At 35.5% G+C, this 26444-nt stretch carries 26 protein-coding genes and 1 riboswitch; of the genes, 8 read left to right on the top strand and 18 right to left on the bottom strand.

Annotation, left to right across the window (positions count from 1 at the left end; genetic code table 11):
• The first annotated feature begins 26 nt into the window (after positions 1-26).
• From MHH85_RS00605 to MHH85_RS00595, 3 genes are all read left to right on the top strand, one after another.
• A complete protein-coding gene (locus tag MHH85_RS00605) occupies positions 27-161 on the top strand; it encodes a hypothetical protein (RefSeq protein WP_255511482.1) in 135 nt (44 codons plus the stop codon).
• A gap of 240 nt (positions 162-401) precedes the next feature.
• Positions 402-1409, top strand: coding sequence for a rod-share determining protein MreBH (mreBH, locus tag MHH85_RS00600; protein WP_193737515.1), 1008 nt, complete (start codon positions 402-404; stop codon positions 1407-1409).
• Between the two features lie 72 nt (positions 1410-1481).
• Positions 1482-2045, top strand: coding sequence for a beta-class carbonic anhydrase (locus MHH85_RS00595; protein ID WP_193737516.1), 564 nt, complete (start codon positions 1482-1484; stop codon positions 2043-2045).
• Between the two features lie 159 nt (positions 2046-2204).
• On the opposite strand, the gene MHH85_RS00590 is transcribed toward MHH85_RS00595, so the two are convergent.
• The 3 genes from MHH85_RS00590 to MHH85_RS00580 form a co-directional block, all read right to left on the bottom strand.
• Complete coding sequence (locus MHH85_RS00590; protein ID WP_193737517.1) at positions 2205-2750, bottom strand: GNAT family N-acetyltransferase; 546 nt, start codon at positions 2748-2750, stop codon at positions 2205-2207.
• A gap of 6 nt (positions 2751-2756) precedes the next feature.
• Positions 2757-4547 (bottom strand): M3 family oligoendopeptidase, encoded by a 1791-nt coding sequence (locus MHH85_RS00585; protein WP_340705651.1) that lies wholly within the window; start codon positions 4545-4547, stop codon positions 2757-2759.
• Positions 4548-4610: 63 nt separating this feature from the next.
• A complete protein-coding gene (locus MHH85_RS00580) occupies positions 4611-5360 on the bottom strand; it encodes a polyphosphate kinase 2 family protein (RefSeq protein ID WP_403982936.1) in 750 nt (249 codons plus the stop codon).
• Positions 5361-5601: 241 nt separating this feature from the next.
• Here MHH85_RS00580 and MHH85_RS00575 point away from each other — a divergent pair, with 241 nt between their 5' ends.
• Positions 5602-6330 (top strand): tryptophan-rich sensory protein, encoded by a 729-nt coding sequence (locus MHH85_RS00575; RefSeq protein ID WP_193737520.1) that lies wholly within the window; start codon positions 5602-5604, stop codon positions 6328-6330.
• A gap of 58 nt (positions 6331-6388) precedes the next feature.
• Here the strand turns inward: MHH85_RS00575 and map are convergent, their stop codons facing one another.
• Positions 6389-7141, bottom strand: coding sequence for a type I methionyl aminopeptidase (gene map / locus MHH85_RS00570; protein WP_193737521.1), 753 nt, complete (start codon positions 7139-7141; stop codon positions 6389-6391).
• Positions 7142-7346: 205 nt separating this feature from the next.
• Positions 7347-7907: an energy-coupled thiamine transporter ThiT gene (gene thiT, locus MHH85_RS00565; protein ID WP_340705649.1), complete on the bottom strand. Its 561-nt coding sequence runs from the start codon at positions 7905-7907 to the stop codon at positions 7347-7349.
• 131 nt (positions 7908-8038) lie between these two features.
• A riboswitch (TPP riboswitch) is annotated at positions 8039-8144 on the bottom strand.
• A gap of 147 nt (positions 8145-8291) precedes the next feature.
• Between thiT and MHH85_RS00560 the strand changes: the two genes are divergently transcribed.
• From MHH85_RS00560 to MHH85_RS00550, 3 genes are all read left to right on the top strand, one after another.
• The gene (locus MHH85_RS00560; RefSeq protein WP_340705648.1) at positions 8292-9362 is read left to right on the top strand and encodes a M20 family metallopeptidase; all 1071 of its coding nucleotides are present in this window, start codon (positions 8292-8294) and stop codon (positions 9360-9362) included.
• A gap of 114 nt (positions 9363-9476) precedes the next feature.
• A complete protein-coding gene (locus MHH85_RS00555; protein WP_390011836.1) occupies positions 9477-9746 on the top strand; it encodes a hypothetical protein in 270 nt (89 codons plus the stop codon).
• Positions 9747-9804: 58 nt separating this feature from the next.
• Positions 9805-9945 carry a hypothetical protein gene (locus tag MHH85_RS00550; protein WP_193737524.1) on the top strand — a complete coding sequence of 47 codons (141 nt, stop codon included), beginning with the start codon at positions 9805-9807 and terminating at the stop codon, positions 9943-9945.
• Between the two features lie 289 nt (positions 9946-10234).
• On the opposite strand, the gene MHH85_RS00545 is transcribed toward MHH85_RS00550, so the two are convergent.
• From MHH85_RS00545 to MHH85_RS00500, 10 genes are all read right to left on the bottom strand, one after another.
• Positions 10235-11464 carry an aminopeptidase gene (locus MHH85_RS00545; protein ID WP_340705646.1) on the bottom strand — a complete coding sequence of 410 codons (1230 nt, stop codon included), beginning with the start codon at positions 11462-11464 and terminating at the stop codon, positions 10235-10237.
• A 2-nt stretch (positions 11465-11466) separates the two neighbouring features.
• Positions 11467-12612, bottom strand: coding sequence for a DEAD/DEAH box helicase (locus tag MHH85_RS00540; protein ID WP_340705645.1), 1146 nt, complete (start codon positions 12610-12612; stop codon positions 11467-11469).
• Between the two features lie 100 nt (positions 12613-12712).
• On the bottom strand, positions 12713-13414 hold the full coding sequence (locus MHH85_RS00535) for an aspartate/glutamate racemase family protein (RefSeq protein WP_053418846.1): 702 nt from the start codon (positions 13412-13414) through the stop codon (positions 12713-12715).
• 3 nt (positions 13415-13417) lie between these two features.
• On the bottom strand, positions 13418-14638 hold the full coding sequence (locus MHH85_RS00530; protein WP_193737527.1) for a carboxylate--amine ligase: 1221 nt from the start codon (positions 14636-14638) through the stop codon (positions 13418-13420).
• Positions 14639-14768: 130 nt separating this feature from the next.
• Positions 14769-15764, bottom strand: coding sequence for a C39 family peptidase (locus tag MHH85_RS00525; RefSeq protein ID WP_340705644.1), 996 nt, complete (start codon positions 15762-15764; stop codon positions 14769-14771).
• 32 nt (positions 15765-15796) lie between these two features.
• Positions 15797-17617, bottom strand: coding sequence for an asparagine synthase (glutamine-hydrolyzing) (asnB, locus tag MHH85_RS00520; RefSeq protein ID WP_193737528.1), 1821 nt, complete (start codon positions 17615-17617; stop codon positions 15797-15799).
• 214 nt (positions 17618-17831) lie between these two features.
• The gene (locus MHH85_RS00515) at positions 17832-17984 is read right to left on the bottom strand and encodes a Fur-regulated basic protein FbpA (protein ID WP_083446317.1); all 153 of its coding nucleotides are present in this window, start codon (positions 17982-17984) and stop codon (positions 17832-17834) included.
• 57 nt (positions 17985-18041) lie between these two features.
• Positions 18042-18638 carry a VanZ family protein gene (locus MHH85_RS00510; protein WP_193737529.1) on the bottom strand — a complete coding sequence of 199 codons (597 nt, stop codon included), beginning with the start codon at positions 18636-18638 and terminating at the stop codon, positions 18042-18044.
• Positions 18639-19408: 770 nt separating this feature from the next.
• Positions 19409-20635: a peptidase gene (locus MHH85_RS00505; protein ID WP_340705643.1), complete on the bottom strand. Its 1227-nt coding sequence runs from the start codon at positions 20633-20635 to the stop codon at positions 19409-19411.
• A gap of 529 nt (positions 20636-21164) precedes the next feature.
• Positions 21165-22427, bottom strand: coding sequence for an alpha/beta hydrolase (locus tag MHH85_RS00500; protein WP_340705642.1), 1263 nt, complete (start codon positions 22425-22427; stop codon positions 21165-21167).
• 273 nt (positions 22428-22700) lie between these two features.
• Here MHH85_RS00500 and MHH85_RS00495 point away from each other — a divergent pair, with 273 nt between their 5' ends.
• Positions 22701-23264: a hypothetical protein gene (locus tag MHH85_RS00495; RefSeq protein WP_340705641.1), complete on the top strand. Its 564-nt coding sequence runs from the start codon at positions 22701-22703 to the stop codon at positions 23262-23264.
• A 182-nt stretch (positions 23265-23446) separates the two neighbouring features.
• On the opposite strand, the gene MHH85_RS00490 is transcribed toward MHH85_RS00495, so the two are convergent.
• The 3 genes from MHH85_RS00490 to MHH85_RS00480 all read right to left on the bottom strand — a co-directional run bounded on the left by MHH85_RS00490 (position 23447) and on the right by MHH85_RS00480 (position 26353).
• The gene (locus tag MHH85_RS00490; RefSeq protein ID WP_038178623.1) at positions 23447-23641 is read right to left on the bottom strand and encodes a hypothetical protein; all 195 of its coding nucleotides are present in this window, start codon (positions 23639-23641) and stop codon (positions 23447-23449) included.
• 223 nt (positions 23642-23864) lie between these two features.
• Positions 23865-25037: an aminotransferase-like domain-containing protein gene (locus MHH85_RS00485; RefSeq protein WP_340705640.1), complete on the bottom strand. Its 1173-nt coding sequence runs from the start codon at positions 25035-25037 to the stop codon at positions 23865-23867.
• A 440-nt stretch (positions 25038-25477) separates the two neighbouring features.
• The gene (locus MHH85_RS00480; protein ID WP_340705639.1) at positions 25478-26353 is read right to left on the bottom strand and encodes a radical SAM/SPASM domain-containing protein; all 876 of its coding nucleotides are present in this window, start codon (positions 26351-26353) and stop codon (positions 25478-25480) included.
• Positions 26354-26444: the final 91 nt, after the last annotated feature.

The raw sequence follows: 26444 nt of genomic DNA, 5'->3' as shown, positions 1-26444 counted from the left end.
TAATAATGGTAGAGAGGAGTTTTATCATGGGTACATTTATAGTAACAGTATTAGGATTTTCAGCACTTATCCTAATCACTGGTGGAATCCTTATTCACTATTTACTAGTAGGATTAGATACTTCAACAGCAACTCTTGTTGATCCAAAACCAAAAAACTAACTTTTAATGCTAAACAGTTACTTATAAGTAACTGTTTTTTTATATTTTCCTCACAATTTTGTAACAAACTTGTGACATATTAAACCTAACTACCTCTATTTTTACCAAAAATTGATTATTCAAAAATACTAATTTCACATTTTTTCTCACTGCGATTTACAACTTCCAAAATGTAACATAGGGGTTTTATCGTTTTTCCTCTATACTTATGAGGCAATGTTATAAGGGAGGAACTATACAATGTTTTCAACAACTGCAATTGGAATCGATCTTGGCACAGCCAATACGTTAGTATATACAAAAAACAAAGGAATTTTATTAAACGAACCATCAGTTATTGCCGTAAATACAACTACAAATGAAGTCATCGCAATCGGTACTGAAGCGAAGAATATGATCGGTAAAACGCCCGCTAATATTCAAGCAATCCGTCCCCTTCGTGATGGTGTCATTGCCGACTTTGATATGACTACCGAAATGATTAAAGTCATTATGCAAAAGGTCGGGAAAATTATAGGTGGTTCAATCCGTAAACCGAGTGTAATTGTCTGCACTCCCTCTGGAGCTACTTCAGTTGAGCGCTTAGCTATAAAAGATGCTGTAAAACAATGTGGTGCTAAAGAAGTCTTCTTAATCGAGGAACCGGTTGCTGCTGCAATAGGTGCTGATCTTCCTGTTAGTGAGCCTATCGCAAGTGTCATCGTTGATATCGGTGGAGGCACAACAGAGGTTGGAATCATTTCATTTGGTGGCGTTGTTACTTCAAACACTATGAAACTAGGTGGCGACAGAATGAATGAAGAAATCATTCATTTTGCACGTAAGGAATACAGTGTGCTAATCGGTGAACGTACTGCTGAGAATATTAAGAAAGAAATTGGTTATGCTTTAATCCAACACGACAAAGAGTTCATGGAAGTACGCGGTAGAGATATCGTTACTGGCTTACCAAAAACGATCACAATAAATTCAGAAGAAATTCAAAGTTGTCTTAAAGAATCTCTTCTTTCAATCTTAGAGGTTATCCGTAGAACATTAGAAAGCTGCCCACCAGAGTTATCCGGGGATATTGTAGACCGTGGCGTTGTATTAACTGGTGGCGGTTCTCTTTTAAAAGGTATGCCTGAATGGCTTTCAGACGAACTACTTGTACCTGTCATTCTAGCTCCATCACCATTAGAATCTGTTGCAATTGGTACTGGAAGATCTCTAGATACAATGAACCTTTTACAAAAATTGAATTCATAAATTCGTGAAAACTTATTCTCTTTTCTGAATAGTTATTCTAAAATAAGTATGTAAGGAAAGGGGAACTGTTTAATGTCCATTATTAATGAAATTCTTACATTCAATGAAACATTTGTAGAAGATAAGCAATACGAGCCTTTTATTACTAGTAAATTTCCAGATAAGCATTTTGTTATTTTAACGTGCATGGATACTCGCCTTGTAGAACTGTTACCAAAAGCGATGAATTTACGTAATGGCGATGTCAAAATTGTTAAAAGCGCAGGTGCAACATTAAACCACCCATTTGGTGGTATTATGCGTAGTCTACTTGTTGCAATTTATGAGTTACAAGCAGATGAAATTTTTGTCATTGGGCACTACGATTGTGGTATGAGCGCAGTTAACCCTGACAAAATGTTAGCTAAAATGGTCGATCGTGGTGTTTCACAAGATACCATTGATCTTCTAAATTACTCTGGTGCAAACTTGCATGAATGGTTAAGAGGCTTTGATGATGTAACCGAAAACGTTCGTAATAGTGTTGAAATGATTCGAAGTCATCCGCTAGTTATCAACTCTATTCCCGTTCATGGTTTAGTAATTGACCCAAGTACAGGTCGTCTTGATGTAGTTGAAGACGGTTCAAAACAATAGATATGACAAAAAGCGAGGGCCACCTTTTAAGTGACCCTCGCTTCTTCTTTTTCAAACAGAAATCGACGCATTTCCCAGGAAATGATTCGCTAATTATTTCATTCCGTACAGCATCCCTCTGACAGTACTTTTCCATCTCCGCCAGACAGCCTTGCCCTTTCAAAAATCATCATCTATATAAGAATACAAATAATGATCTTCCCAGTTTCCATTAATGTACAATAGCTTTCTTAATAATCCTTCACGTAGGAATCCTGCTTTCTCTAGCACACGGACAGAGCCAATGTTATTAGGCGATACATATGCCTCTATTCGATGTAGCGACAAATCTTCAAAGCCGAATTTAACTACTAGCTCTAGAGCCTCAGATGCAATTCCTTGACCAATATAACGCTTATCTACTGAATAACCTACAAAAGCACTTGCAAATGGTAATCTCTTGATAGAATAAATCGATATATGTCCTACAAGATCCGACGTTCCCATTGCAAATATTGCAAAACTATACTCACGATTGAGTCTCATACGCTGAATAGACTCAATAATTTTCTTTCTTTGAGTGTGTTCTGTATAAAACTCATCCTCATGTAATGGCTCATAAATCGACCAATAGCGCTTATTACGCTTTACTAGATTTGTGAATGCCGAAACATCGGCTTCTTCTAATGTTCGTAAATAGCAGCGATTCCCTTCAAGAAATACCATGTTAGATCACCCTTTTTGAGTGGTTAATTCTAAAAACTGTTCAACATCCTGTTCACATATACGAATTCCCTTTTCCCAGAATGCCTTTTCTGTAATATCCTCACCTAAATGTTTCATCGCTAAATCTTCTACAGACATAACGGCTGTATCTTGTAATAAAGCGATATATTTATCTTCAAAACTACTACCTTCTTCTTTTGCTTTAGCATAAATACTTAATGAGAACAAATAGCCGAATGTATATGGGAAATTATAAAACGGCACACTTGTCATATAGAAGTGCAATTTTGAAGCCCAGAAATGTGGATGAGCAACATTCAGCGCACCTGCATAAGCTTCCTTCTGTGCCTCTTCCATTATTTCATTCAACCGATGAGCTGGTACAATCCCTAACTCACGTTCTTCATAAAAGCGTGTTTCAAATAAGAATCGAGCATGAATATTCATGAAGAATGCTACACTGCGCTGAATTTTATCCTCAAGTAATGCTATTTTTTCATCTTCTGATTTTGCTTCTTGAACAGCTGCATCTGCAACAATCATTTCAGCAAATGTAGAAGCTGTTTCTGCCACACCCATTGCATAGCCAGTATTCAAAGTATGAATAGGGCGTAATGCATACGAATGGAATGCATGACCTAGTTCATGCGCTAATGTTGCAACATTAGACATAGTACCACTATAAGTCATGAAAATACGTGATTCCTTCGTTAATGGTAGTCCGGTACAAAATCCACCCGGACGTTTATTTGGGCGGTTTTCAGCTTCAACCCAGCCGTTTTCAATTGCATTTGTAGCAAAGGCTTCTAGCTTCTTGCCAAATCGTCCAAAATTTTCGATGACAAATGCTGCACCTTCTTGATAAGAAATCGTTTCTGTTGATGAAGTAATTGGCGCATCTAAATTGAACCAATCCATTGTACTTGTGTTTAATAGCTCTGCTTTACGCTTTAAATATTCTGCGAAAGGTGCTTTATGATCTATAATTGCACCCCACATTGCATCAATTGTTTCAGGCTGCATACGGTTAGTTTGAAGTGGCTCTTGTAATACCGAATCCCAACCTCTTTTTTTGTATGTAGCTAACCGGAACCCTGCTATATGATTCAACGTTTTTGCAAAGAATTCCTCTTTTTCTGTCCATGTTTTTTCAAGAGCTTCATAAGCCGCTTGACGCACTGTAGCATCTGGATGTGAACTTAAGTTATTCGCTTGACCTACAGAAAGCGCTTTTTCCTCACCATCAATTGTAAAAGGAATTTTAATATCGCTAATCAAAAGATCATACATTTCTCCCCAAGCATTATAACCATCTACCTTTAATGCGGAAATAATATTCTCTTCCTGCTCAGAAAGTTTTAACTTAGTTTCATCGCGCCATTCATTTAAAGTGAAATTAAATTGTGATAACTCCTCAGTAGCAAGTAGTTCTGTCCATTTTTCTTCTTCTATGCCACTTAGTACTTGTTGAAATTGCAATTTAATTGGAGCGAAATTCGCAGCTAATGATGAAATTTCACTACGTAGTAATGATGCTTTTTTATCAGTCATATCTTGTGCTTGTAGACACGATACAAATGACCCGGTTTGCCCCATATTAATATATACTTCTTTCATTAATTCTAGAACATTTAAAATGGATTTTGAATCTTCTGCTACAATACTTGAAATTGCATTTTGTAGCTCTTCTAATTCAACTTGGATTTTGTCTAATTGGATTCTTAATTCTTCTGAATTACTACCTCCTGCAAATACGCTCTCTAAATCCCATACTTCTGGAAATTTTACATTTGTCATATTCAAGCCTCCATTACCAAATTTTCTTACATATTCAGTATAATACTTCCGGACCCGAAATAGTTAGACTTCTTCGCTAATAGTTTCAGAAGGATCAGTAATTTGTAATCCTCTTAGTTCACATTCTCTTGTAACATGTGCAATTACTTGCTTTAACACTTGAATTCGTGCGTACTTTTTATCATCACCAGATATTAAAATCCATGGTGCATGAGGTTTATCTGTCTTCTTGAACATTTCATTTGCTGCTTCTACATAGATTGGCCACTTGTCACGATTTCGCCAATCTTCATCTGTTAATTTCCATTTTTTATAAGGATCTTCTTGTCGTTCTTTAAATCGATTTAATTGTTCTTCTTTTGACACTTGAATCCAGAATTTTGCTACGATATAGTTATCATCTGTAAGTAGTTTTTCAAATTGGTTAATTTCTTCGTAGGCACGTTGCCATTCTTCTTGTTTAGCAAAGCCTTCTATACGTTCTACTAGTACTCGTCCATACCACGAACGATCGAAAATGCCGATTTGCCCTTTATAAGGTAAGCGCGTCCAAAAGCGATGTAGATAGTGATATTTCAGCTCGAAGGGTTGTGGTGCTGCAATGGGATGTACGATATATCCACGAGGATCCAGTCGTTGTGTTAAACGTTTAATGGCTCCACCTTTACCAGCTGCGTCCATTCCTTCAAATGCTAATACAAGCCCGATATTATGATTGAACAAGAACTGTTGGATATTTAAAAGTTCTAATTGTAATTTTTTTAGTTCCTTTTTGTAGGAAGGTTTATCGTTTAGATGTTTGTCTAATTTCATATCTTCAATGCGTTTACTCACTCTAACCACTCCTTTTACTTTTATACTATTATTTTACAGTAAATTGATCTGAAATGATATTTGTTGTTCTAACTAATCGAATGTATACTTTATACATACACTTTAAAATTCGAAGAGTTGTTTGTATATTTACGTAATGAATAACGAGATACTTTTCTACTTCAGAGTGCAACAAAATTAAGTTTTTTATACTATTCTCAACATGAAGGAGGAGATTTTATTGGGGAGATTAATTATTATTACCATCGCTTATATTGCAATGGTAACCGTGAACTTAACTGCTAATATTCTTCCACTAAATGGTCAAACTACTGGCGAAATCTCCGACAGTTATACAGTTCTTTTCACTCCAGCACGATATGTTTTTACTATTTGGGGCTTTATATACATAATTTTAGCTTACTGGATTTATAAACATTGGAACAATCATCAGAGTAAGAACTCAATTTCTATTGAACAAACACTGTTATTTACAGCCAGTTCACTACTTAATATTTTGTGGATTTTCCTATGGCATTATAATTACTTCCAACTGACGATTGTCGTAATGCTACTATTGTTAACTTGTTTAGCACTTCTATATTTCTCATATAGTAATGATGAACAAACGTGGTCAAAACGCATCCCCATTTCCATTTACTTTGCTTGGATTTGCGTAGCAACAATAACAAATGTCTCTTTCGTTTTAACATCTAATCATTGGAATGGCTTAGGTTTAAGTAATCCTTTGTGGGCTGTTATTATGCTTACCCTAGGTACGGCTATTGCACTTCATATTCGTTTCCACCATTATGATATTTTTTTTCCAATCGTCTTCATTTGGGCTTATATAGGGATTGCGATAAAAAATGGCTTTGAGGAATTATTAGTAACGACAGCAGCACTTTTTCTAAGTGGTGTTTTATTGGCAGGAATCTTGTTTATAAAAAAACAAAAGCCTTCTAAATAACAATAAAAAACAAAAGGCCTCCCTTGATGGAAAATTCAAGGGAGGTTTTTTCAATATTTTAGTCTAATTTAGTTGTAATAATTGGTTCACCATCAGTTACGATGATTGTATGTTCATATTGAGCAACTAGTGATTTGTCAGGCGTTATAAATGTCCAACCATCACCTGATTCAACAATATGTTCTGCTTTTTGAGAGATGAACGGTTCAACAGCTAAAACCATACCTTCTTTTAAAATTGTGCGATCCCATGCATCAAAATAATTTAATACATGTTGTGGATCTTCATGAAGTGAACGGCCAATGCCATGACCTGTTAAGTTCATAATAACCGCTAGACCGTTAGCTTTTGCTTCACGTTCAACCGCTTTACCAATTTGGTTTAAACGAGCACCTGGTTTTACTTTTGTCATCGCACGATCAAATGCACTTTCTGCAACTTGACAAAGTTTATCGATTTCTGGGTAAGATCCATCACCAACAACAAATGACACACCAGTATCTGCAAAATAGCCATCAACATGACCAGAAACGTCGATATTAATAAGGTCTCCCTCTTTTAGAGTAAGGTTTCCTGGAATGCCGTGTGCAACTTGTTCGTTCACACTTATGCATGTATATCCTGGGAAATCATATTCACTTTTAGGTCCTGAAACGGCTCCATTTTCTTCAAATAAACGGCCACCAATTTCATCTAATTCTTTAGTTGTAATTCCTGGTTTTGTTGCTGCCTTCATCGCTTCACGAATTTGGGCCATTACACGTCCAGCTTTTTTTAATCCTGCAATATCCTCTTGAGTTATAGCTATCATTTTATACGATCCCTTCTTCTCATATGTCTACTCTCTACTATAACACTTTTTTTGCGAAATGAAGAACATGAAAACTGAGTATCTTGCTATTTCAAATGTCTATATATTTAGAATAATTTTGTTTAGCTCTTATATTAAACATATGAAATTACGTTACTGAAAGTGCTAAAAGAGGATTCCAATTTTAAGGAATTCTCTTTTTTTATCAATTTTGTTGTTGTAATAAACGAGGTGCTGATGTAAATAAAAGTACAGCTACAACTGCTGTTAGTATAGTAGCTGGCAACATATACGTACCATTATAAATTATAGAATACAAATATACATTTTGATTACCTGCATATTCGCTAAAGAAGACAATTCCTGCTGTAGTATGAGCAATGTATCTCAGCAAACCACCAAGTGTTGTACCTAGCACAATATACAAAGTCATTGCTTTTTTGTTTAATTGCTTACTTGCAGTAAACACTAGATGCCTCACAACTCCAGCAAGTCCTACCACAGTAAATGCTATAAAGTAATCGATAAATCCTTGAAGCGGTGTAAAAATTGAAGCGCCCATCGCCACTTGCAATAATCCAATTAAAAAACCGGTAATCAAACCACCTGATACACCCCATCGGAATGCCATTAATACAATTGGTACCATAACGAGGCTAATAGAGCCGCCTTGAGCCCACAGTTTAAATGACAGCTGATCTAAAATTAGACCGATTGCGGAAAAAATTGCAATCTCAATTAAAAACAACAATTTCTTTTTATCCAAAATAAATATCCTCCCGTAGTTCTGATGTAGAACACACAAGACCTAAACGTATCCCTTTTGTAATGGGCTCTAGATAGTAAAACTTAGAAATAAAAAACCGACATCAGGACAGGTCCTGACATCGGTTATATGTCGGTTTCTATCCACATTCCTACGCAAGCATTAACTTACAGGTTCAAAGGGTTAGAACTTTGGGTTCACTCTCAGCCGACCATTTCGGCTCCCCTTGTGGTAAATACATCATTTAATTGTAATTGTAGAACACCCCTATTGTACTCAAACAATTCTTTTATTTCAATAGATTACTCTGAATTGAATGAGAGATCTCTTTCAAAAATGTATATAATAAATAAAATGGAATTTAATGAAAGGGATGACAATTAAATGATTGATTTACTAAAAAAATTAATTACATACAAAAGTGATACTCCTACTGGAGCAAATGAAGCTTTACAATTTTGTGCTCAATGGCTTGAGCAACAAGGTATAGATGTTAACCTATATCAAAATAACGGACTTGATATTTTAACAGCTGAAATTGGACAAGGCGCAGATTGTCTTATCTGGAATGGCCATGTCGATGTCGTTCCAGCTGCAATTGAACAATATACCCCCTTTGTAGATGGAGACCTTTTATACGGGCGTGGAGCTGCTGATATGAAGGCAGGAGTCGCGGCGATGATGTTCGGCTTTGTAGAGCTATCTAAATCAGCTGACAAGCTGCCTAGACGCCTTCAACTTCATCTGGTGACAGATGAAGAAACTGGTGGTGAGAATACATCAGGATGGCTTGCTCGTAATGGGTTTAATGGTCAATTTGTTATTTGTGGTGAACCTACGCAACTGCAAATTGGTTTACAAGCAAAAGGTATTCTTCAATTCGAAATTCAATTCAAGGGTAAAGCATCACATGGTAGTCGTCCTTGGGAGGGGCTAAATGCTGTTTTACAAGCCATGCATTTCCACTCAAAACTGTTAGAATCACCAATAACAAATGCTCATAATACATTTTATGATTCTCCATCGATTAATTTGGCTACAATACAAGCAGGTGAACGTTTTAATGTCGTTCCAGATCAGTGCAATGTACGCTATGATATCCGATACGTTCCAGGTCAATCAGTAGACTTTATTCTACATGACATTCAAAAAATTCTAGATGCAGAAAAAATCCAAGCTGAAATCATTATTCACAGTATTGCTCCTGCAGTTACAACAAGTGCTGACGATCCATTTGTTTTATCATTATTAAAAACAACTGCTGCAGTTTGCGACAAGCAAGCCACACTATTTGGACAACATGGATCTGCAGATACTCGATTTTATGCTGCAGATGGCGTAGGAGCCATTGAGTTCGGCCCAACTGGAGCAGATTGGCATGGTCCCGCTGAATATGTCAGCATTTCATCTGTATACCTTTACGCAAATATAATAAAAGCACATGCATTGGGTTGAATCTTTTTGGGAGTTCTAGCGTAGATAATAATATGAATGGAGGTGCTTGGACTGGATAACAATCGAGTAATGTCGGCATTATGTTACTTTAGTATATTTTTTGCAGGATTTATTTTGCCAATAATTGTTTATTTTATCAGTGCTGATTCGAGTGTAAAAAACCATGCGAAACGAGCATTCATATCACATCTTTTACTCATTATCCCATCCATTATCGGTTTCATTATTTTCTTTATCGTTTTTGGAGTTTATGGCAGTGGTTCTGATAACTTTATAAGTACAGGGCCTATTTTAATTATCTCGTTTATCATTTTAGAAATCCTACTATCTGTAGCAGTGATCATTTGGAATATCATTCAAGGTGTTCGTGTACTACGCGTTTAAGATGCAGCATCTATGGGAATAAATTATTATTAGCTTATAAGAAATGGAGTGCTACTAAATGAAGGTAAGAAACGTAGTAAAAACTGCTATTAAATTAGCGCCAATTATTTATCCGATTGTTATTAAAGTTATTGATTCTCGTAAAGCAAAATCAAAATCACAAGCACAACAAACTCCCACAACAAGATATAAACCATAGTATTAATTGCTCTTATGCGGATAAATCCAAGCATAGGGGTTTTTTTTATGGCATTGTGATTATTGCTTTAACTCTTGGATTTGTTGCACTGACTGAGATGATTGTTGCGCTAACTGAGATGATTGTTGCACTGACTGAGATGTTTGTTGCGCTAACTCACCTGTTTGTTATTTAGCAGAATATTCATGTCCTCCCCTATTCCAAATTACAGCTAAACATCCCCCACTTTACAACAAAAAAAATGGTACGCCCATCAAGGAGGCGTACCAGTTTTAACTCATTTATTTATTTAAAATGCCCAACTACCATTGCGGAAGATTGGTTCTACTGTACCATCTGCTAAAACACCGTCGATATTCATGTCGGCACTACCAATCATGAAATCTTCATGTGTAATAGAAGTATTAATACCGTGCTCTTCTAATTGTTCGGGAGATAGCGCACTACCACCTTCGTAGCATGTTGGATATGCTTCACCAATAGCTAAATGATTCGAAGCATTTTCATCAAATAATGTATTGTAATAAAGAATATTTGATGCAGAGATTGGCGATTCATGTGGCACTAATGCTACTTCACCAAGATATTTTGAACCTTCATCAGCTTTGATCAATTCTTGTAATAGATCATTGCCCACGCCAGCTTCAGCTTTAACGATTTTGCCATCTTCAAATGTTAATTTGAAGTCATCAATGATATTGCCTTGGAAGACAAGAGGTTTTGTATTTGATACAGTTCCGTTTACTCCATATTTTGATGGCATTGTATATACTTCTTCCGTCGGCATATTAGCCACAAATGAAGTATTCTCAGGTGTTTTACTAGCACCCGTTTGCCAAATATGTTTGTCAGGCAACTCGATTGTTAAATCAGTTCCTGGTGCTGTGTAGTGAAGTTTTGCAAAGCGTTTTGCATTCAGAATTGCAGCACGAGTGTCTAGATTCTCTAAATGCCCTTGCCAGTTTTCAACAGCATTTCCCTCACCTATACGCACTGTTTTAAAAATTGCTTCCCATAAGGCTTCTACTTGCTTATCTGCTTCTACATTCGGGAATACTTTCGCTGCCCATTGCTTAGACGGAACGGCAATGATTGCCCATGCAACTTTATCATTCATAACAGCATTACGGTAATTCGCTAATGCTTTACCTGCTGCTTTTTGTTGTGCAGATAGCTTAGACACAGGGACACCCGATAATAAATCTGGATCTGCGGCATCAATCCATAATAAGGCACCTTTTCGTTCGATTAGTTCGTCACGCTGTTCACTAATCCAACGAGGGTATTTTGAGAATTCATCCTCAGGAGCATTATCAAAAAAAGCGCGGTCAATCTCTCCATCAGAAAAATTGACAGTAACGCGACCTGCTCCTGCTGCATAGGCTTCTTTTACAACTAAGCGTGTAAACTCAATTGTATCTGTAGTTGTGTTAATTAGAAGTGTTTGACCTTTTTGAATATTAACGCCTACTTTTACAGCAAGCTCAGCAAATTGTGCTAATTTCTCCTGGAATGTCATTCTTATTTGCCCCTTTTCACAGTAGGTTTTGTTGTTCCTTCAATTAATTTTCCAGCTGTCCACGTTTTTTCAACGGGTTTTGATGGCAGCTCACGAGTCCATTTGCGATACGTATGCTCTTCATGATGTGCAAGCAATGTTAATACTTCACCATCTGCTCCTGCACGTCCTGTACGGCCTGAACGATGTAAGTATTGCTCCATTGTATGTGGTACATCTACATGTATTACATGTGTTAGACCTTCAATATCTAATCCACGTGCAGCTACATCTGTCGCGATTAAAACACGTGCTTCGCCTTTACGGAACGAATCTAGTGCTTTTTTACGCTCTTCTTTTTTCATTTCTGAGTGTAAAACAACAATTGGTGCAGCACGGTATGATAATTTTGTTTCTTTCATCAATAATTGATCTAAATTATTTACAAATGCTAAACCACGTAATCCTTCTACATTTGAAAGCTTACGTAACATTTCTGTTTTATTTCTCTCTTCGATTTTCATAAATGAATGCGTTACTTTGCCTTGGTTTGGCATTTCATCTAAGCTAACTTTGAAGCGTACAGGCTCATTCATCATACGTGCAGCAACTAACTCGATTTCCTCCGTAATTGTTGCAGAAACAACAGCAACTTGGCGACCATGACTTGCTCCATCAATAAATGATTTAACTAATACGCGATAGTCACGACTTAGAAGTTGATCCCCTTCATCAAGGATAATTTTCGTTAGTTCATGAAGTTTTAGTTTTTTTGCTTTTACTAATTCATTTAGACGACCTGGTGTTCCGACAACGATTGTTGGTTTTTTCTTTAGTTTATCAATTTGACGTTGTGGATTCGCACCACCTATTAAAGGCACAACTGTAATGTTCGTTCCTGCAACCCAAGTACGGGTAACTTCAACAATTTGCATACATAACTCTTGTGATGGAGCAATTATTAATGCTTGTGTCGCTTTTTTAGAACCATCAACTGTTTGTAAAATTGGTAAAAGATATGCAAGTGTTTTACCTGTTCCTGTTGGAGATTCTGCTACGACGTCTTTGCCCTCAAGTAATGCTGGAATCATTTCATCTTGGATTGGCATTGTATGTTCAAAAGTCCATTTTTTTTGTAAATCTTCATTTAATAATGTTAAAAAAGACATTGCTGTTCCACCTTCTCTCATTCACATATAATAATGTGAAAAATACTTTTTATATAAAAACCTGCCCTTTAATCGAGATGAAAGGACAGGTTTTTGCGCTCTAATCTAGTAATTCATATCCACAACTAACAATAGCACAATCAGCAAGTACAAGTAACGAATCTATATAAGAATCATCAAGAGCAAGCTCACGATTTACAATTGATAGCTCTGTACATCCTAAAATTATTCGATCGCAGCCTTCAGCTTTTATCGCTTCTTCAATCATATTCCACTCGTTACGTGTAACGGTTTTCCCAGCTTTCACACAGTCATAAATGATAGACATGACTTGCTTTTGCAGCTGTTCATTTGGAATAACTGGTTCTAATCCAACCTCTTCCAATGCATGTTGATACACACCAGAGGTAAGGGTACCAATTGTTGCTAATACTCCAACGCGTTTTGCACCAAGTTGCTTTGCTTTATTAGCTGTTTCTCGAATCATATGCAGTACTGGTACTGGTGAGTTTTCTTGTAGCTCATCATAAAATGTATGTGCTGTGTTACAAGGAATTGCAATTAGCTCTGCTCCAGCAGTTGCTAGCTTATGCGTATCCTCAACCATTAAAGGTACCGGACTTGGTTCAGATGGATTCAGAATATGAGCTGTTCTGTCAGGAATACGCGTATCATTATCTATAATGAAGTGCACATGTTCCTGATCTGTGAAAGCTTTTGTTCTGCGGACAATCATTTCCCCTACAAGCATTGTTGCAAGCGGTCCTACTCCACCAATAATACCTAATGTTTTTTTATTCATGACTTAAGACAAACCCTTGTTATTAAAATATTTTTTGTATTTACGGTAGTAGTTTAAATTGTTAAGCGTTAATTTAAACCAACGTTTAATGTTAAAATCCTTTTTATAAAATAACGAATTCGTCATTTTACCCGCTCTGATTAAACGTTTGGCTTCTGCTTTAAGTTCCTCATTTTGAGCGTATTTGAATAGAACTCCTTTAGGAATAATCATCCATAAATGCTTTTCTTTCGCATACGTTAAACCTAAATCTTTCCCTAACATACGGTCATCTGCTACATACTTCATCAAGTTATGTCCACTTGCTGTTACGTAGTAGCTACTACGACCATTACGTAAATTGATTTCGAATAATTTATATTCACCATCACGAGAATCATACTTCATATCGAAGTTAGCAAAGCCTGTATAACCGATATCTTCTAAGAAGAAACGTACTCGGTCCATAATTTCTTTATCATATGTGTTAATGATAGCTGCATAGCTACCAATTCCTTCTGGTGAATGTTCTTCAAGGATTGGATTACCAAGAGACATCAATTTTACTTTACCATCTTGTCCAACATAAGCGTTCAATACTCGCATATACGAATCATCACCAGGGATGAATTCTTGGATAATTAGATGGTCTTTATATGTTGAGCTATAAATTGCTTTTAATATTGCAGTTTTCTCCGCTTCATCATGTGCAACGAATACTTTTTTCTTCCCTGGGAAGCTACATGCCCAGTATTCAACTGAGTTAGACGCTTTAATAATAATAGGGTATTTAAATTTCACATCAAAGCTTTCATATGTTTCGTAAGTGCACGTATCGGTTTTTGGATAGCTGAAATTATATTTCTCACACATTTTGTAGAAATTTTCTTTCAACAAAATTTGATCCATTAATGATTCATCGATATATGGCACTGTGAAATATTTGATTAACTCTGGTTTGTTTTTAATAATTAGTTTTGCATAATCATCGCCACAAGCTAGTAGTAATAATTTTTTATGAGAATATTTCTTTGCAACTTTCACCAATTCATCTACAAAATTTTCTTGTTTGTTTATATTGGGTACTTGTTCAAAGTGTAGAATACTACTATTTTGTGTTGCAGTTAAATGTGAACGACCGATAACGATTGGTTTAATGCCATATGCTTCATAAAATGAACGAGCCATTCCATATGCATTCATATCAGATCCGATTAATATTGGTAAAAATGGTTGTTCTGCCATTGTATATCATCTCACTTATAGTCTATTGTTTTGCCATTAGTGTAACATATTTCGTAAATTCTTTATGAATGTTCATATACGACTTATGTACCCTTATCAAAAAATCACAGAGGTTAATCCCCTGTGATGGTTACTTCCAAATTGCAACAGCTTGTGATCCGAGTTTCTTATAACTTTTGAAAAAGTTAGTTTCGTCGTGAGAAACATAGCCGTGTAACGGATCCATCACAATTACTTTATCATCCATATGCCCAGTTAGAACAACAGCATGAAGATTACGATACATATCCAGTTTTCTATTTGTTCCCTTAATCCACCAACCCTCTTTAAAAGTAGGCTTAGATAAATCAAGTGTAACCCAAACTACAACAGGTACTCCCTCTTGTACGAGCGAGATTATTTCCTCTGCACTTTGACCACTTACATTTTCTACTTTCAACGATACGTTCTTATCTTTTGCTATCTTCTTTGCTACCTTTTCAATAACTGGTGCAAAGACATAAGTACCTGTAAGTTTGTTAAAGGGATCACCAGCATAAGCTTTTGCTGGATCAGGACCTATGCGTTTATTCCCTTTATCAACAATCTCTTGTTTTGGTAAATAATTTTTAGCCATATCTGTTTTTGACAGATTTAATCCATAATAATTAAGTGCTGCAGTTAAAGCCGTGATTTCACATCCATGGGGTAGTTCAGGGTTTTGCATTATGATCGGCACATCTAATTGCTGCTCCTCACGCTCAAAATACGTCTCCAATACTACATAGCCCATATCTTCTTGAATCGTCACAACTTTACCGACACTTTTTTCTTGCTCACTATCATCTGTATAAATTGATGAAGGGACAAACAAATATTGATGACCCTCCTGTAAGTCCGTAACGATAGCTTCTCCTTCTATATCACCAGTCGCTGTCGTTACATCCTCATTCGTCTCCATATCTCGGACGGTCACTTTCATATCAGGTATCGGCGTGCGGCTGCCGAATTCAACAATGAGTACTTTTATGCCCTCATCTTGCTGCTTTTCTTTTGCTGTGGAAATGATATTGCAACCGCTCACTGCTACCAGCAGTACAAAGCAAAAGAGGAGCAGCCTCATTGGCATCTTACCTCTCTTATCCAATGCTGATGACCCCTTCTACTGATCGCTTGTTTTTAGCTAAAATATTTTTTGTACCAAACTAAGAACATATAAATTGTCCAGATTTTACGTTGATTTTTCGCTTTACCTTCATAATGGTCTGTTAATAATTTAACAATTGCTTGTTGGTCAAAGAATTGTGCTGCTTCTGGAGATTCAAATGATTCTTTAATCTTGTTGAAGTATTTTTCTTCTTGAATCCATAAGCGAATTGGTACTGGGAAACCGATTTTTTTACGGTTAGCCCAAGCTTCAGGCAATGCGCGTTTAGACGCTACACGGAATGCATATTTCGTATCAACATCATTAACACGGTAGCGAGACGGCACTTTCGAAGCAACTTTCATTACTTCTTTGTCTAAGAACGGTACGCGCAATTCAATTGAGTGCGCCATACTCATTTTATCTGCTTTTAATAAAATATCGTCGACTAACCATAAATTTAAGTCTAAGATTTGTTTTTTCGTTAAATCGTCTTCGCCCGCTGCTTTTTTATAAACAGGCATAACGATATCTTTGACAGATGGTGCATCGTTATATTTTGCTGTTAAAATATTAGCTGCTTCTTGCTCTTCGAAAATATGCGCTTGTCCAATAAACGTTTCCTCTACTGGTAAGCCACCTTTCATCAAGAAGTGTTTACCTCTAACTTCTGGAAGCATTTTCGCAACTTCAGATACAGGACGACGGATGAAGCCTGGTACTTTTTTATATTTTTTCATAGATGCTGATTCATCATACTCTTCGTAACCACCGAATAATTCATCGGCACCTTCACCAGATAACACAACAGTTACATGTTTGCGTGCAAGCTCTGCTAAGAAGTAAAGTGGTACGATTGATGGGTTTGAATGTGGCTCATCCATAATATATTGAATCTCGTCGATTTTGTTAAAGCATTCCTCTGGATCAAGTACTTCATTGACATTCTCAATACCAAGCTCTTTAGATAGCTCTTTTGCAGTGTCAATTTCAGAGAAGTTTTGAGCACTAAAACCTACCGTGAAAGTTTTATCTGGTTTTAAAACAGATGCTACATAGCTTGAGTCAACACCACTTGATAGGAATGAACCAACTTTAACATCTGAGATTTGGTGTGCTTTAATTGAGTCACGTACGACACTATCGATTTCTTCAACGATTTCATCAAGTGGACGCTCTTCAGGATTAAATTTTGGTTCCCAGTAGCGAGTAGTTGTCACTTTGCCGTTTTCGTACGTCATATAGTGAGCTGCTGGCAATTTGAAAACACCTTTAAAGAATGTCTCGTTTAACACTGGGAATTGGAATGTTAAATAAGGTTTTAACGCTTTTTCATTTAATACTTTATCGAAATGTGGATGTGGCAAGAAGGTTTTAATTTCTGAACCGAACATTAAAGTACCGTTCATATGGGCATAGTAAAAAGGTTTAATACCGAACATATCACGTGCAGCAAATGCTCGTTTTTTGTTACGATCCCAAATAACGAATGCGAACATACCACGTAATTTAGTTACTAATTTAGTACCGTATTCTTCATAACCATGAATTAAAACTTCACTATCTGTTTCAGTTGTAAATGTATGCCCTTTTTCTATTAGGTCTTTACGGATATCTTGATAGTTATAAATTTCACCATTGAAAATTAATACTAAAGATTGGTCTTCATTATACAAAGGTTGGCTACCATTTTCTAAGTCAATAATACTTAAACGTCGGAAACCAAGTGCAGCTTCACTATCTGTAAAAGTACCTGCAGAGTCTGGTCCACGGTGAATAATTTGGTTCATCATATTCTCTAACACTACGTCAGGGTTTGAAACCTCACCTATAAATCCTGTAAATCCACACATATATCTAAATTCTCCTATCTTGTTACATTCAGTCTTATATTTTAACATGCACTAGTTTGCTTTATAATAAAAAATCACATAGTAATTATACGCTATTTTCTCGATTTCTCCAATGTTTGTCTATGATGATAAAGTCATTTTGTCGCCTAAAACCTACGATTATTATACTATTTTCTCACAAAATTGAAAAAGACTGCCACCTAGTAGCAATCTTTTATTGACAATGCTTTTGATATTCTTCCACAAGCTCCTCTATAGATACTTGATAAAGCTGTTGATCATTAACTTTGAAAACACCTAAAGCCATTAAATCATCTATAATATGCATCTTTTTACTTTCTTCTAATTGTTCTCGTTGTTCAATCATATAAAAAACCCCTTCTTACTTAAATTGCTATATTACCCATACCCGAAAGTTCGAATATTAAACAATTTGCTTACATTTTGACCCGATACTTGGCATCCCCTTTTTCATCCCTTTGTATACAAGATAACCTAATATCGCGCCCAATGTATTTAACCAAAGATCGTCTACATCAGTACTACGCATTTGAGGTAGTTGCATCGTTTCGATAAAGATAGATAAACTCAACGCTGTAATAAATACATAAGGAAACTTCTCCATCTTGCGCCATAGCAGTGGTAGTAAAAAACCAATTGGCATGAAAATGGCTATATTCCCAAGAAAGTTAATGAAAAATGGCTGCCATAAATCTAAATAATGAATAGCGTTATACACATCCTTAAATACTTGGAACAACTTTAAATTCACACCTAAAATCATATCCTCTTGGAAGCGCATTTGAAAAAGCTGTATACTCATTCCATTTCTAGGTACGATTGTTTCATAAAACAAACCAATTACATACACAAAAAAGAACAATAATCCTATTTCATGCCACCTATTAGTCGGAGGATTCCCTTTTCTTTTGCGAGACTTGAATCGTAAATAAACGACAAAAGGAATCGCCACAATCATAACAGGGATCATTTCAAGTAGGTAATACAGTATGTCTGACAACCTTTTCACTCATTTCATACTTTCTATTTAACAGGACAAATTATATAGGATTTGGTTGCAAGTAAATATTAAAATTCAATTACAATCTTATATCAAAATAATTTAATATAAATTTGCTCTCCTTAAGACAGGGGAATCGCCTTATACAAATACCATATTTAAACAATCTCGATTAACTTAACTATAGCATATTATTCTTTTTCTTGTGAGCAATAAACGTTAAATTTAATAGTCTATTATTTCTTTACTAATTCAGTACTGACAAGGATATGTAAGATTCGATTTTATAAAAAGCTGAATACTTTCATCTATAAAATGTTCAATTTCTTTATATGTTATTTCTCTCTCTACTATTCAATTAATTAAGTCCATTCACCATGAGCCAATGTAATTATATACCATAATAATTTGCTGATTTCTCCTTCTTTTCTCTATTCAATTAGACCACTTTGTTCCCCAAAAAAATCGAGCATCTGTGAGATGCTCGATTAAATATGTAAGTTCAATATTGTTTTCATTTTATATTATGTACTTGTTGATTTTTTAATCCACATTTTTTCAAAAAAATAACCGTCCCCTCCACAAAAGGTTTGACGGTTATTTCTGACCTCGAACCAACCGCTTTTTCTGCGGTGACTAGTCAGTAGACTGAACGTTCGCAGCGTTCGGTCTTGGTATGGTATGCTTTTCTAACTCTATTATACAATTCTGATAACAAATTTTCAATAAATGGATTGTATTGCCTTATATTATATAATTGTCATGCTCTATTATTTTGGCGCCTCTACTTTATCATCAAAAGTTACAATCACAATCTCAGCATTTGTGATACCTGGCAATGATTTCGTCATCATCGGGGAATGGTATGCAGTAATTTTCAAACCTGCTTTCAATCCCGTTTCTCCGCCAAGCAATGAGATTACTTTTGTATTTTCCGAGATATTCAGAATAACATCATTGTTTGAGATTTGGTCAGATCCGACATTGATATACAGCTGATCTTTCGTAGTACTATTTGATGTGACAATTGTGCCTTCAACTTTATTGTGTTCCATTTCTTTCACAACAATTTTCTCTGCATGTGTTTGAGCTGGATATATCATGGTCATCATTTCACCGTAGTAGGCCTCAACACGAACATCGGTCTTCAAAGCTTCTAAGGTTAATGATTTACCTAGCTGGTTGACGATTTGAGTATTCTCATCCACGGATAGAATTACATAATTCACTCCGCCTTTTTTCATCGAATTCCCAATCACGGTAAACTTGCTATCTGCTACATTTGTAATAATACCGTTTGTACCTACAGCGTCTTCATGAACCACCTCATCAGTTGCCAAGTTAACAACGACATAATCCGTTGTCGATTGAGCCGGAATACTCATCGTAACAGCTGGTCCATAGAAGGCTTTGACACTCATGCCTGATTTGATAGCACTTTTCTTTATTGCTTTTCCATTTTGGTCTAATATCTGTGCTTTATCAGCGAAATGTAAAACAATCTTATCCTTATGCGCTGTGTAGATATCCGTACCTTCTACGACAATCCCATTTTCATTCACTTCAGATATTGTGCCATTAATTCCTGTGAAATCCTGATCTTGAACAACTAGCTTTAGTGCTTTTCCTCGCGCTGGAATGCTCTTCGTAATTTTAGGGTCATAAAATGCCTTTACAGTCTTCTTGTTTTCGATGATTTTTTTTAAAGACACTTTTTTTCCTTTGGAATCGATAATTTTAGTACTTTTAGTAATAGATAGAATTATTTCACTTTGATCAGTTGTAACAAGCCCATGTCCAGTTACAGTAATAAACTTCCCAGTCTTATCGTTTACGTAATTTGTAATTTGCCCAATTGTCCCTGTAGAAGCTTTTACTTTATTCTGAGCGACCACTTGACCATTATGAATTGGCTTGGCTGGAACGCTCTGTGCACTTGCTGTCGCAGGGAGAGCTGCCATCAATACAATAGATGCTGTTACTAACATTTTTTTCATCTTATATTCCTCCAATTTTAGTATTTTTACTCCATACTTTCCAAACCTATCTTCATGCACAACACAGTCTGCAATAAATTTATAAGTTCACTACACATATGTACCTAAATTATACCATTATATATATATTCAGGGTAAATATTAGAACGTAAATGCCTTATCTGGTAAAATAATAATAACTAGTTGTGCAGGTTGGACGGTTGGTCACTTCCAAGGGATTGGAGGTGATACTATTGACAACTTTCGAAATAATAAGCTTATTGATTCAACTCTCAGTTGGGTGGATAGCATTCCTTTCAGTTTTGTTGTCGGTACTCTTTTTTCTATTAAAAAAGAAATAACCGTCCCCTCCACATAAGGTTTGACGGTTATTATTGACCTCGGACCAACCGCTTCATCTGCGGTTACTAGCCACTAGACTGAACGTTCGCAGCGTTCAGTCTTTTTATATTATGTTTTACTATCGTATTAATACAAATTAAATCTCTACAAATGTCATTCCTCACTTTACTTCTACATAGACGGACATCTACTCATGTATAAACCCTGTAATCGCCTCAACTAATTCTGTAGATAACGGAAGTGTCGGATTAGTATAAGTAGCCATGTTTCCTTGTATCTCATCTGGTGCATCTTTTAGAATATGATTCATCTTACTAACAATCATCAGTTTAGCCTCTTCGTTATTGGCCTTTAATATTTTCGCATCACTTACTGGAACTTGAATATCGTGTGCTCCTTGAATGATTAAGACAGGTGCTGTTATTTTTTGAATGCTCTTAGCTGGATCATACTTTAGCCAAGACATAAGATATGGCTGAACAGAAGGTCTAAATAGTGGTTGTAATTCTGTTGATATGGTTGCTACCGATTTACCTTCTTTTAATGATGCTAAGATTTCTGTAGTTTCTTTTGTAAGATCCGATGTTAATTTACCTTCTAATTGTTCAAGTAATATCTCATCTGCTGGACGTCCTGCACCTGCTATCGAAGTAAATGAAGCAATGTTACTATTCTGTGCCGCTAATATACCAATTAAAGAGCCCTCACTATGACCAATAATATGAATACTTTTAAATTTATTTTCTGATATTGCGTATTTAATAACTTGGTTAACGTCTTCTACATATTTTTCTATTGATAAATCTTCTTCTTTTGTTGTTAATGGAACATTATCACCAATTCCTCTTTTGTCATAACGAATAGATGCGATCCCTTGTTTAGCTAGGTCTTCAGCCAGCATCTTCAAGCTATTATTTTTGCCAGCACCTATAGTATTTCCATCTTTGTCGGTCGGACCAGACCCCGCTATTATAATCGCCAATGGATATGAGCCTTCCTTTTCAGGATGTTGCAAAGCTGCCTTTAGATTCCCTCCATTAACTGGGATATTAATGGATTCATAACTCGCCTTCTCTTCTTTGTAAGGAGTTAATTTAATAGGTAGTGTATTACCATTTTGCTTAAATGTTCCTGTTATTAAATTACCTTGTAACTTACCGTCTATTACAATATTCGAACCTTGTAAATCGATTGTAATCAAAACTTTATTGCCGTCATATGAAACTTCTTTAAATGGATAGTCCTTTACCCCTTGAGCCGGAACTGATAAAGTGCCACTTTTCTCTTTAAGCGATAAAATTATTTCTAATGGTGATTGCGGAAGCTCAATATTCCCTTGCCATTGTCCTAACATTTCATCATTCACACCTTTCTTAACCTCTGGACTTTCTTCCTTAGAACAAGCTACTAAAAATACCAGCACGCAAAGCCAAATTACATATTTTTTCATTTATAAACTCCTTTTCTACCTGGTTCAAATAATAAATACGTATGCTATACCTTCGTTCAATCTGTTCTATCCTTAGTATCACAAATACAACCGGTAATTTCAAATGTTTTATGGAAATATTATGGAATTTATATTTTCACAAGTGTAATTGATTTGATAAAATAATCTGAGATTGCTCTATAGTTAAGTGAATTTTTAGTTCAAGATGAATAACATAAATATATCCTTACTTACAGAAAAACAACTGTGTAGGCGAAGAGAAGAGGTTTTTTCATGAAATTAAAATGGATTCCTATAGTATTAGGGGCAGCATTACTAGTGGGTTGTGGAAGCGATACAGAAGCGCTAGAAAAGAAAGTTAATACACTGCAAAGAGAAAACAATACGCTTAAACAACAACTTGAAACAATAGAAAAAGAAATGACATCTATGACTGCAAAAATCAACTCAGAAGATTCATCAAAACCGTTGGAAAATGAAAGCGATCTTTCGAAATTAGACTCTGAAGTAACAGATTTAATTACTTCATATGAGGATGCGGTTAATGCAAGAGATGTAGATGCCTTGCAAAAACTATTTACAGAAGACGTTACGATCAAAAAAAATAACAAACAAATTGAATTAATTAAGGATGGTCAAAGTCCTATACCAATCGTTTCAGAAATCAATTCAAACGTTATTTATGAAGTTCATATAGAATGGTTTAATTATGATGGCAAAGGAAGCTATTGGATACGTACATTATTAATCAAAGAAAATGAAGATTCTGGTGCAGAAGTTTATTTCACAATTATCAAAACAAGCAATGGATTTAAAATTTCGGCTATTGAAAGCTAATTCAGAATTTATATTAAAAAGGGGTGTTTATTCTTGTGACGATAAACATCTTTTTTGTATTCATTTCTTCAGTGCTATATAGGTTATGGAATTAACTTCCACATTATTCATTTAGGCCACTTACCTCGCCATAATTCAGATACATAAAAAAAAGTCTTCCAATCGGAAGACTTTGAAATAAATTATGAGTTCGGTATAACTAAAAAAATGGATGGTATGAAAGAAATGCCAAAAAATAAAATGTACCATAAAGACATACGTCGTAACGAAAATTGACGTTGTTTCTTCTGTGCATAGAAAATGTCCGTAAAAATAGCAACGACGAGTGGAATACTCATACATGCAATAGCAATTAAAATCACATCTGAAAAGTTCATTGTGCATCCCCCAATTTTCAAACATCTTAATTATAATTGTGACGAAAATGTGTCTTAATTTATTGTACACAATTTCGTCACAAATTGTCAATGGATTTTACCATACTTTTCTAACTTTCTTTATTTGACCCAAAAAAAGAAGGCAGAACCAGATCTATCTCCTGAGGTTCTACCTTCTTCTATTTGTCTAATACTAATTGCCTTATTAAAAATCTTGTTTTCTTTATAAAACGGAAGCCAATCTTTTGATACCTTCCTCAATTGTTTCTGGATCAGAGTTCGTATAATTAAGACGCAAAGTTCCCGCTCCTTTAATATTCGTATAAAACGGATCTCCAGGAACGAAAGCCACTTTCTTCTCAGTTGCTCTTTTGAAGACTTCTACTGAAGAGACTCCTTCTCCCAAATCTGCCCATAAAAACATACCGCCCTCTGGTTTTGTGAACGTAACATGAGCTGGTAAATATTTTTCCATCGCAGATATCATTGCATCACACTGTTGTTTATATAGTGCTGTAATTTTGCTAATATGCGCTTCGTAATCATTATTCGTTAAATAATCATAAATAGCATATTGTGCAAGTACATTCGTATGTAAATCAGACGATTGTTTCGCTCCGATTAAATGTCCCATTAGCTCTTTATTTTTTGTACATAAATAACCAATACGCATTCCCGGTGATAACGTTTTAGAGAAAGAACCAAATAGTACACTATTTTCCGTTTTTCCACCTGCAATGTAAGGTAATGATTCTCCTTCAAAGCGAAGTTCTCCATACGGATCGTCTTCAATTAAAACTGTGTTCGTCTTCTTAATAATTTCAAAAATAGCTTCACGTTTCTCTTTAGAGTAAGTTAAGCCTGTTGGATTTTGGAAATTAGGGACTGTATACAATAATTTCACATCATTATTTTGTAAAGTTGCTTCAAGCTCTTCTAAATTTAAACCGTCATCTTCAAGGCTAATTGGTAAAAACTCAGGTTCAAAAAGTGCAAATGTTTGAATAGCAGCCAGATAACACGGGCTTTCTACAGCAACTTTATCCCCCTTATTTACTAAAGCTTTCCCCATTAAATCTAGTCCTTGTTGAGAACCTGTTGTAATTAAAATATCATCTGCTGTAACATCCATACCAAATCGTTTTTTATAACGGTCTGCAATCCATTGGCGTAATGGTAAATAACCTTGAGTCCCTGAATACTGAAATACCTTGTCGCCAGAATTTTGTAAAACGCGATTAATCGATTCTTGGAACTCTTTCATTGGGAATGAAATAGGATTTGGTAACCCTCCTGCAAATGAAATAATATCTTCTACCTCAGTCAAACTTAAAATATCTTTTATAAAAGAACTATCTGCTTGTAAAACTCTATCTGAAAAAATCTGCACTATCATCAATTCTCCTTCTAAACTACTTCTACTATATTCCGTTTATATTTTTATATTATTATAGCAAATCACATAACATTGTGAATTGTCAATATTTTCTCATGAATTAAGTTGGATTTACAGATTAATTAGATTGGATGTTTTGTACTTGTCTATTATTTGGAGCAGAAAAATTCTATTTTATTATCATAATTAACTTACTTGTGATTACTTTTAACTTGCTAGTGCTCTTATTTAATTTTATCGGGCTTTTTGACTCACTCTCGCTCCGTTTTAACCTATTTGAGCTTTCTTTTAACTCACTCGGACTCTCTTTTAACCTACTCACTCTCTCTTTCAACTCACTCATCCTAATTCCAAAACAAAAAGCATCTCACAAGAGATGCTTTTTTATATTGCCTGTAGCTGACATGACATAAACTAAAAGCCTTTGAAGCTAATTGCTCTTACATTCCAAATTTCTGTCTAAAGCCGCACTTCCTGCATAATTCTTCAACTGCTTCTCTTCTAGTGAATCCATCAACAAGATTATTGGCCCTCTCACTCTCTACGATTTCAGAGAATGATGTGTTATTAATATTCCCTAAATTTATGACACCTTCTCCATCTAGGCAACATGGGACAACTGTACCGTCAACAAGAATTGCTGCTTGGCTGCGAAGTGCATGGCAAAATCCTTTCCCTTCATCCTCAGGGGCTTGCAAGCTTGGCCATTGAAATTCATGATCTTGGTTTAAATAAACACGATCCGTAATTTTAACGCCTTTTCCGGGCTGTACTTTTTCTTCAATTTTAAAGTCTAAGTTATATTCTTTCTCTAATATATCTAAAGTTTCACGGTTTCTTCTCTTCTCTAAATCGGTAACCTGATCTTTTTGTAGGTTCCATAATCGGTACGATATGATGATGTTATGTTCTGCCGCATCACGAACAAATTCAAGAATATCTCCTAAATATTTTTCGCGATTCTCTGACCCCTCATGTCCGTCAAAACTATGTAATGAGAAGTTGATTTGGCGTAGCGCAGGCTTTCCTAATAATTTCTCTCGATTCTTTTTAATCAGTGTTCCATTAGTCGTGATATTCACTTTAAACCCTTTAGCATGTGCTGCATCAAGTAGTTGGTCGATTTTATTATGTAAAAGAGGTTCTCCCTTCACATGTAGGTAAATATAATTCGTATGCGGTCTAATCTGATCAAGTATATTGTTAAACGCATCTAGTTTGATTATATTCGCCTTACGACTCGTAGGTGGACAGAAGCTACACGCAAGATTACAGACGCTTGTAATTTCAACATAAACTTTTTTAAATGTTTTCAATTATAATTCACCATTCCCGTTCTCTATATATTCCATGACTATTGTTATTGTAATCAAATTCAATGATACTGAACAGTCTTTCGACAATAGA

Origin of the sequence: Viridibacillus sp. FSL E2-0187 (assembly GCF_038006425.1) — a bacterium.
GTDB lineage: Bacteria > Bacillota > Bacilli > Bacillales_A > Planococcaceae > Viridibacillus > Viridibacillus arvi.
This window is presented reverse-complemented; position numbering and strand designations above follow the sequence as displayed.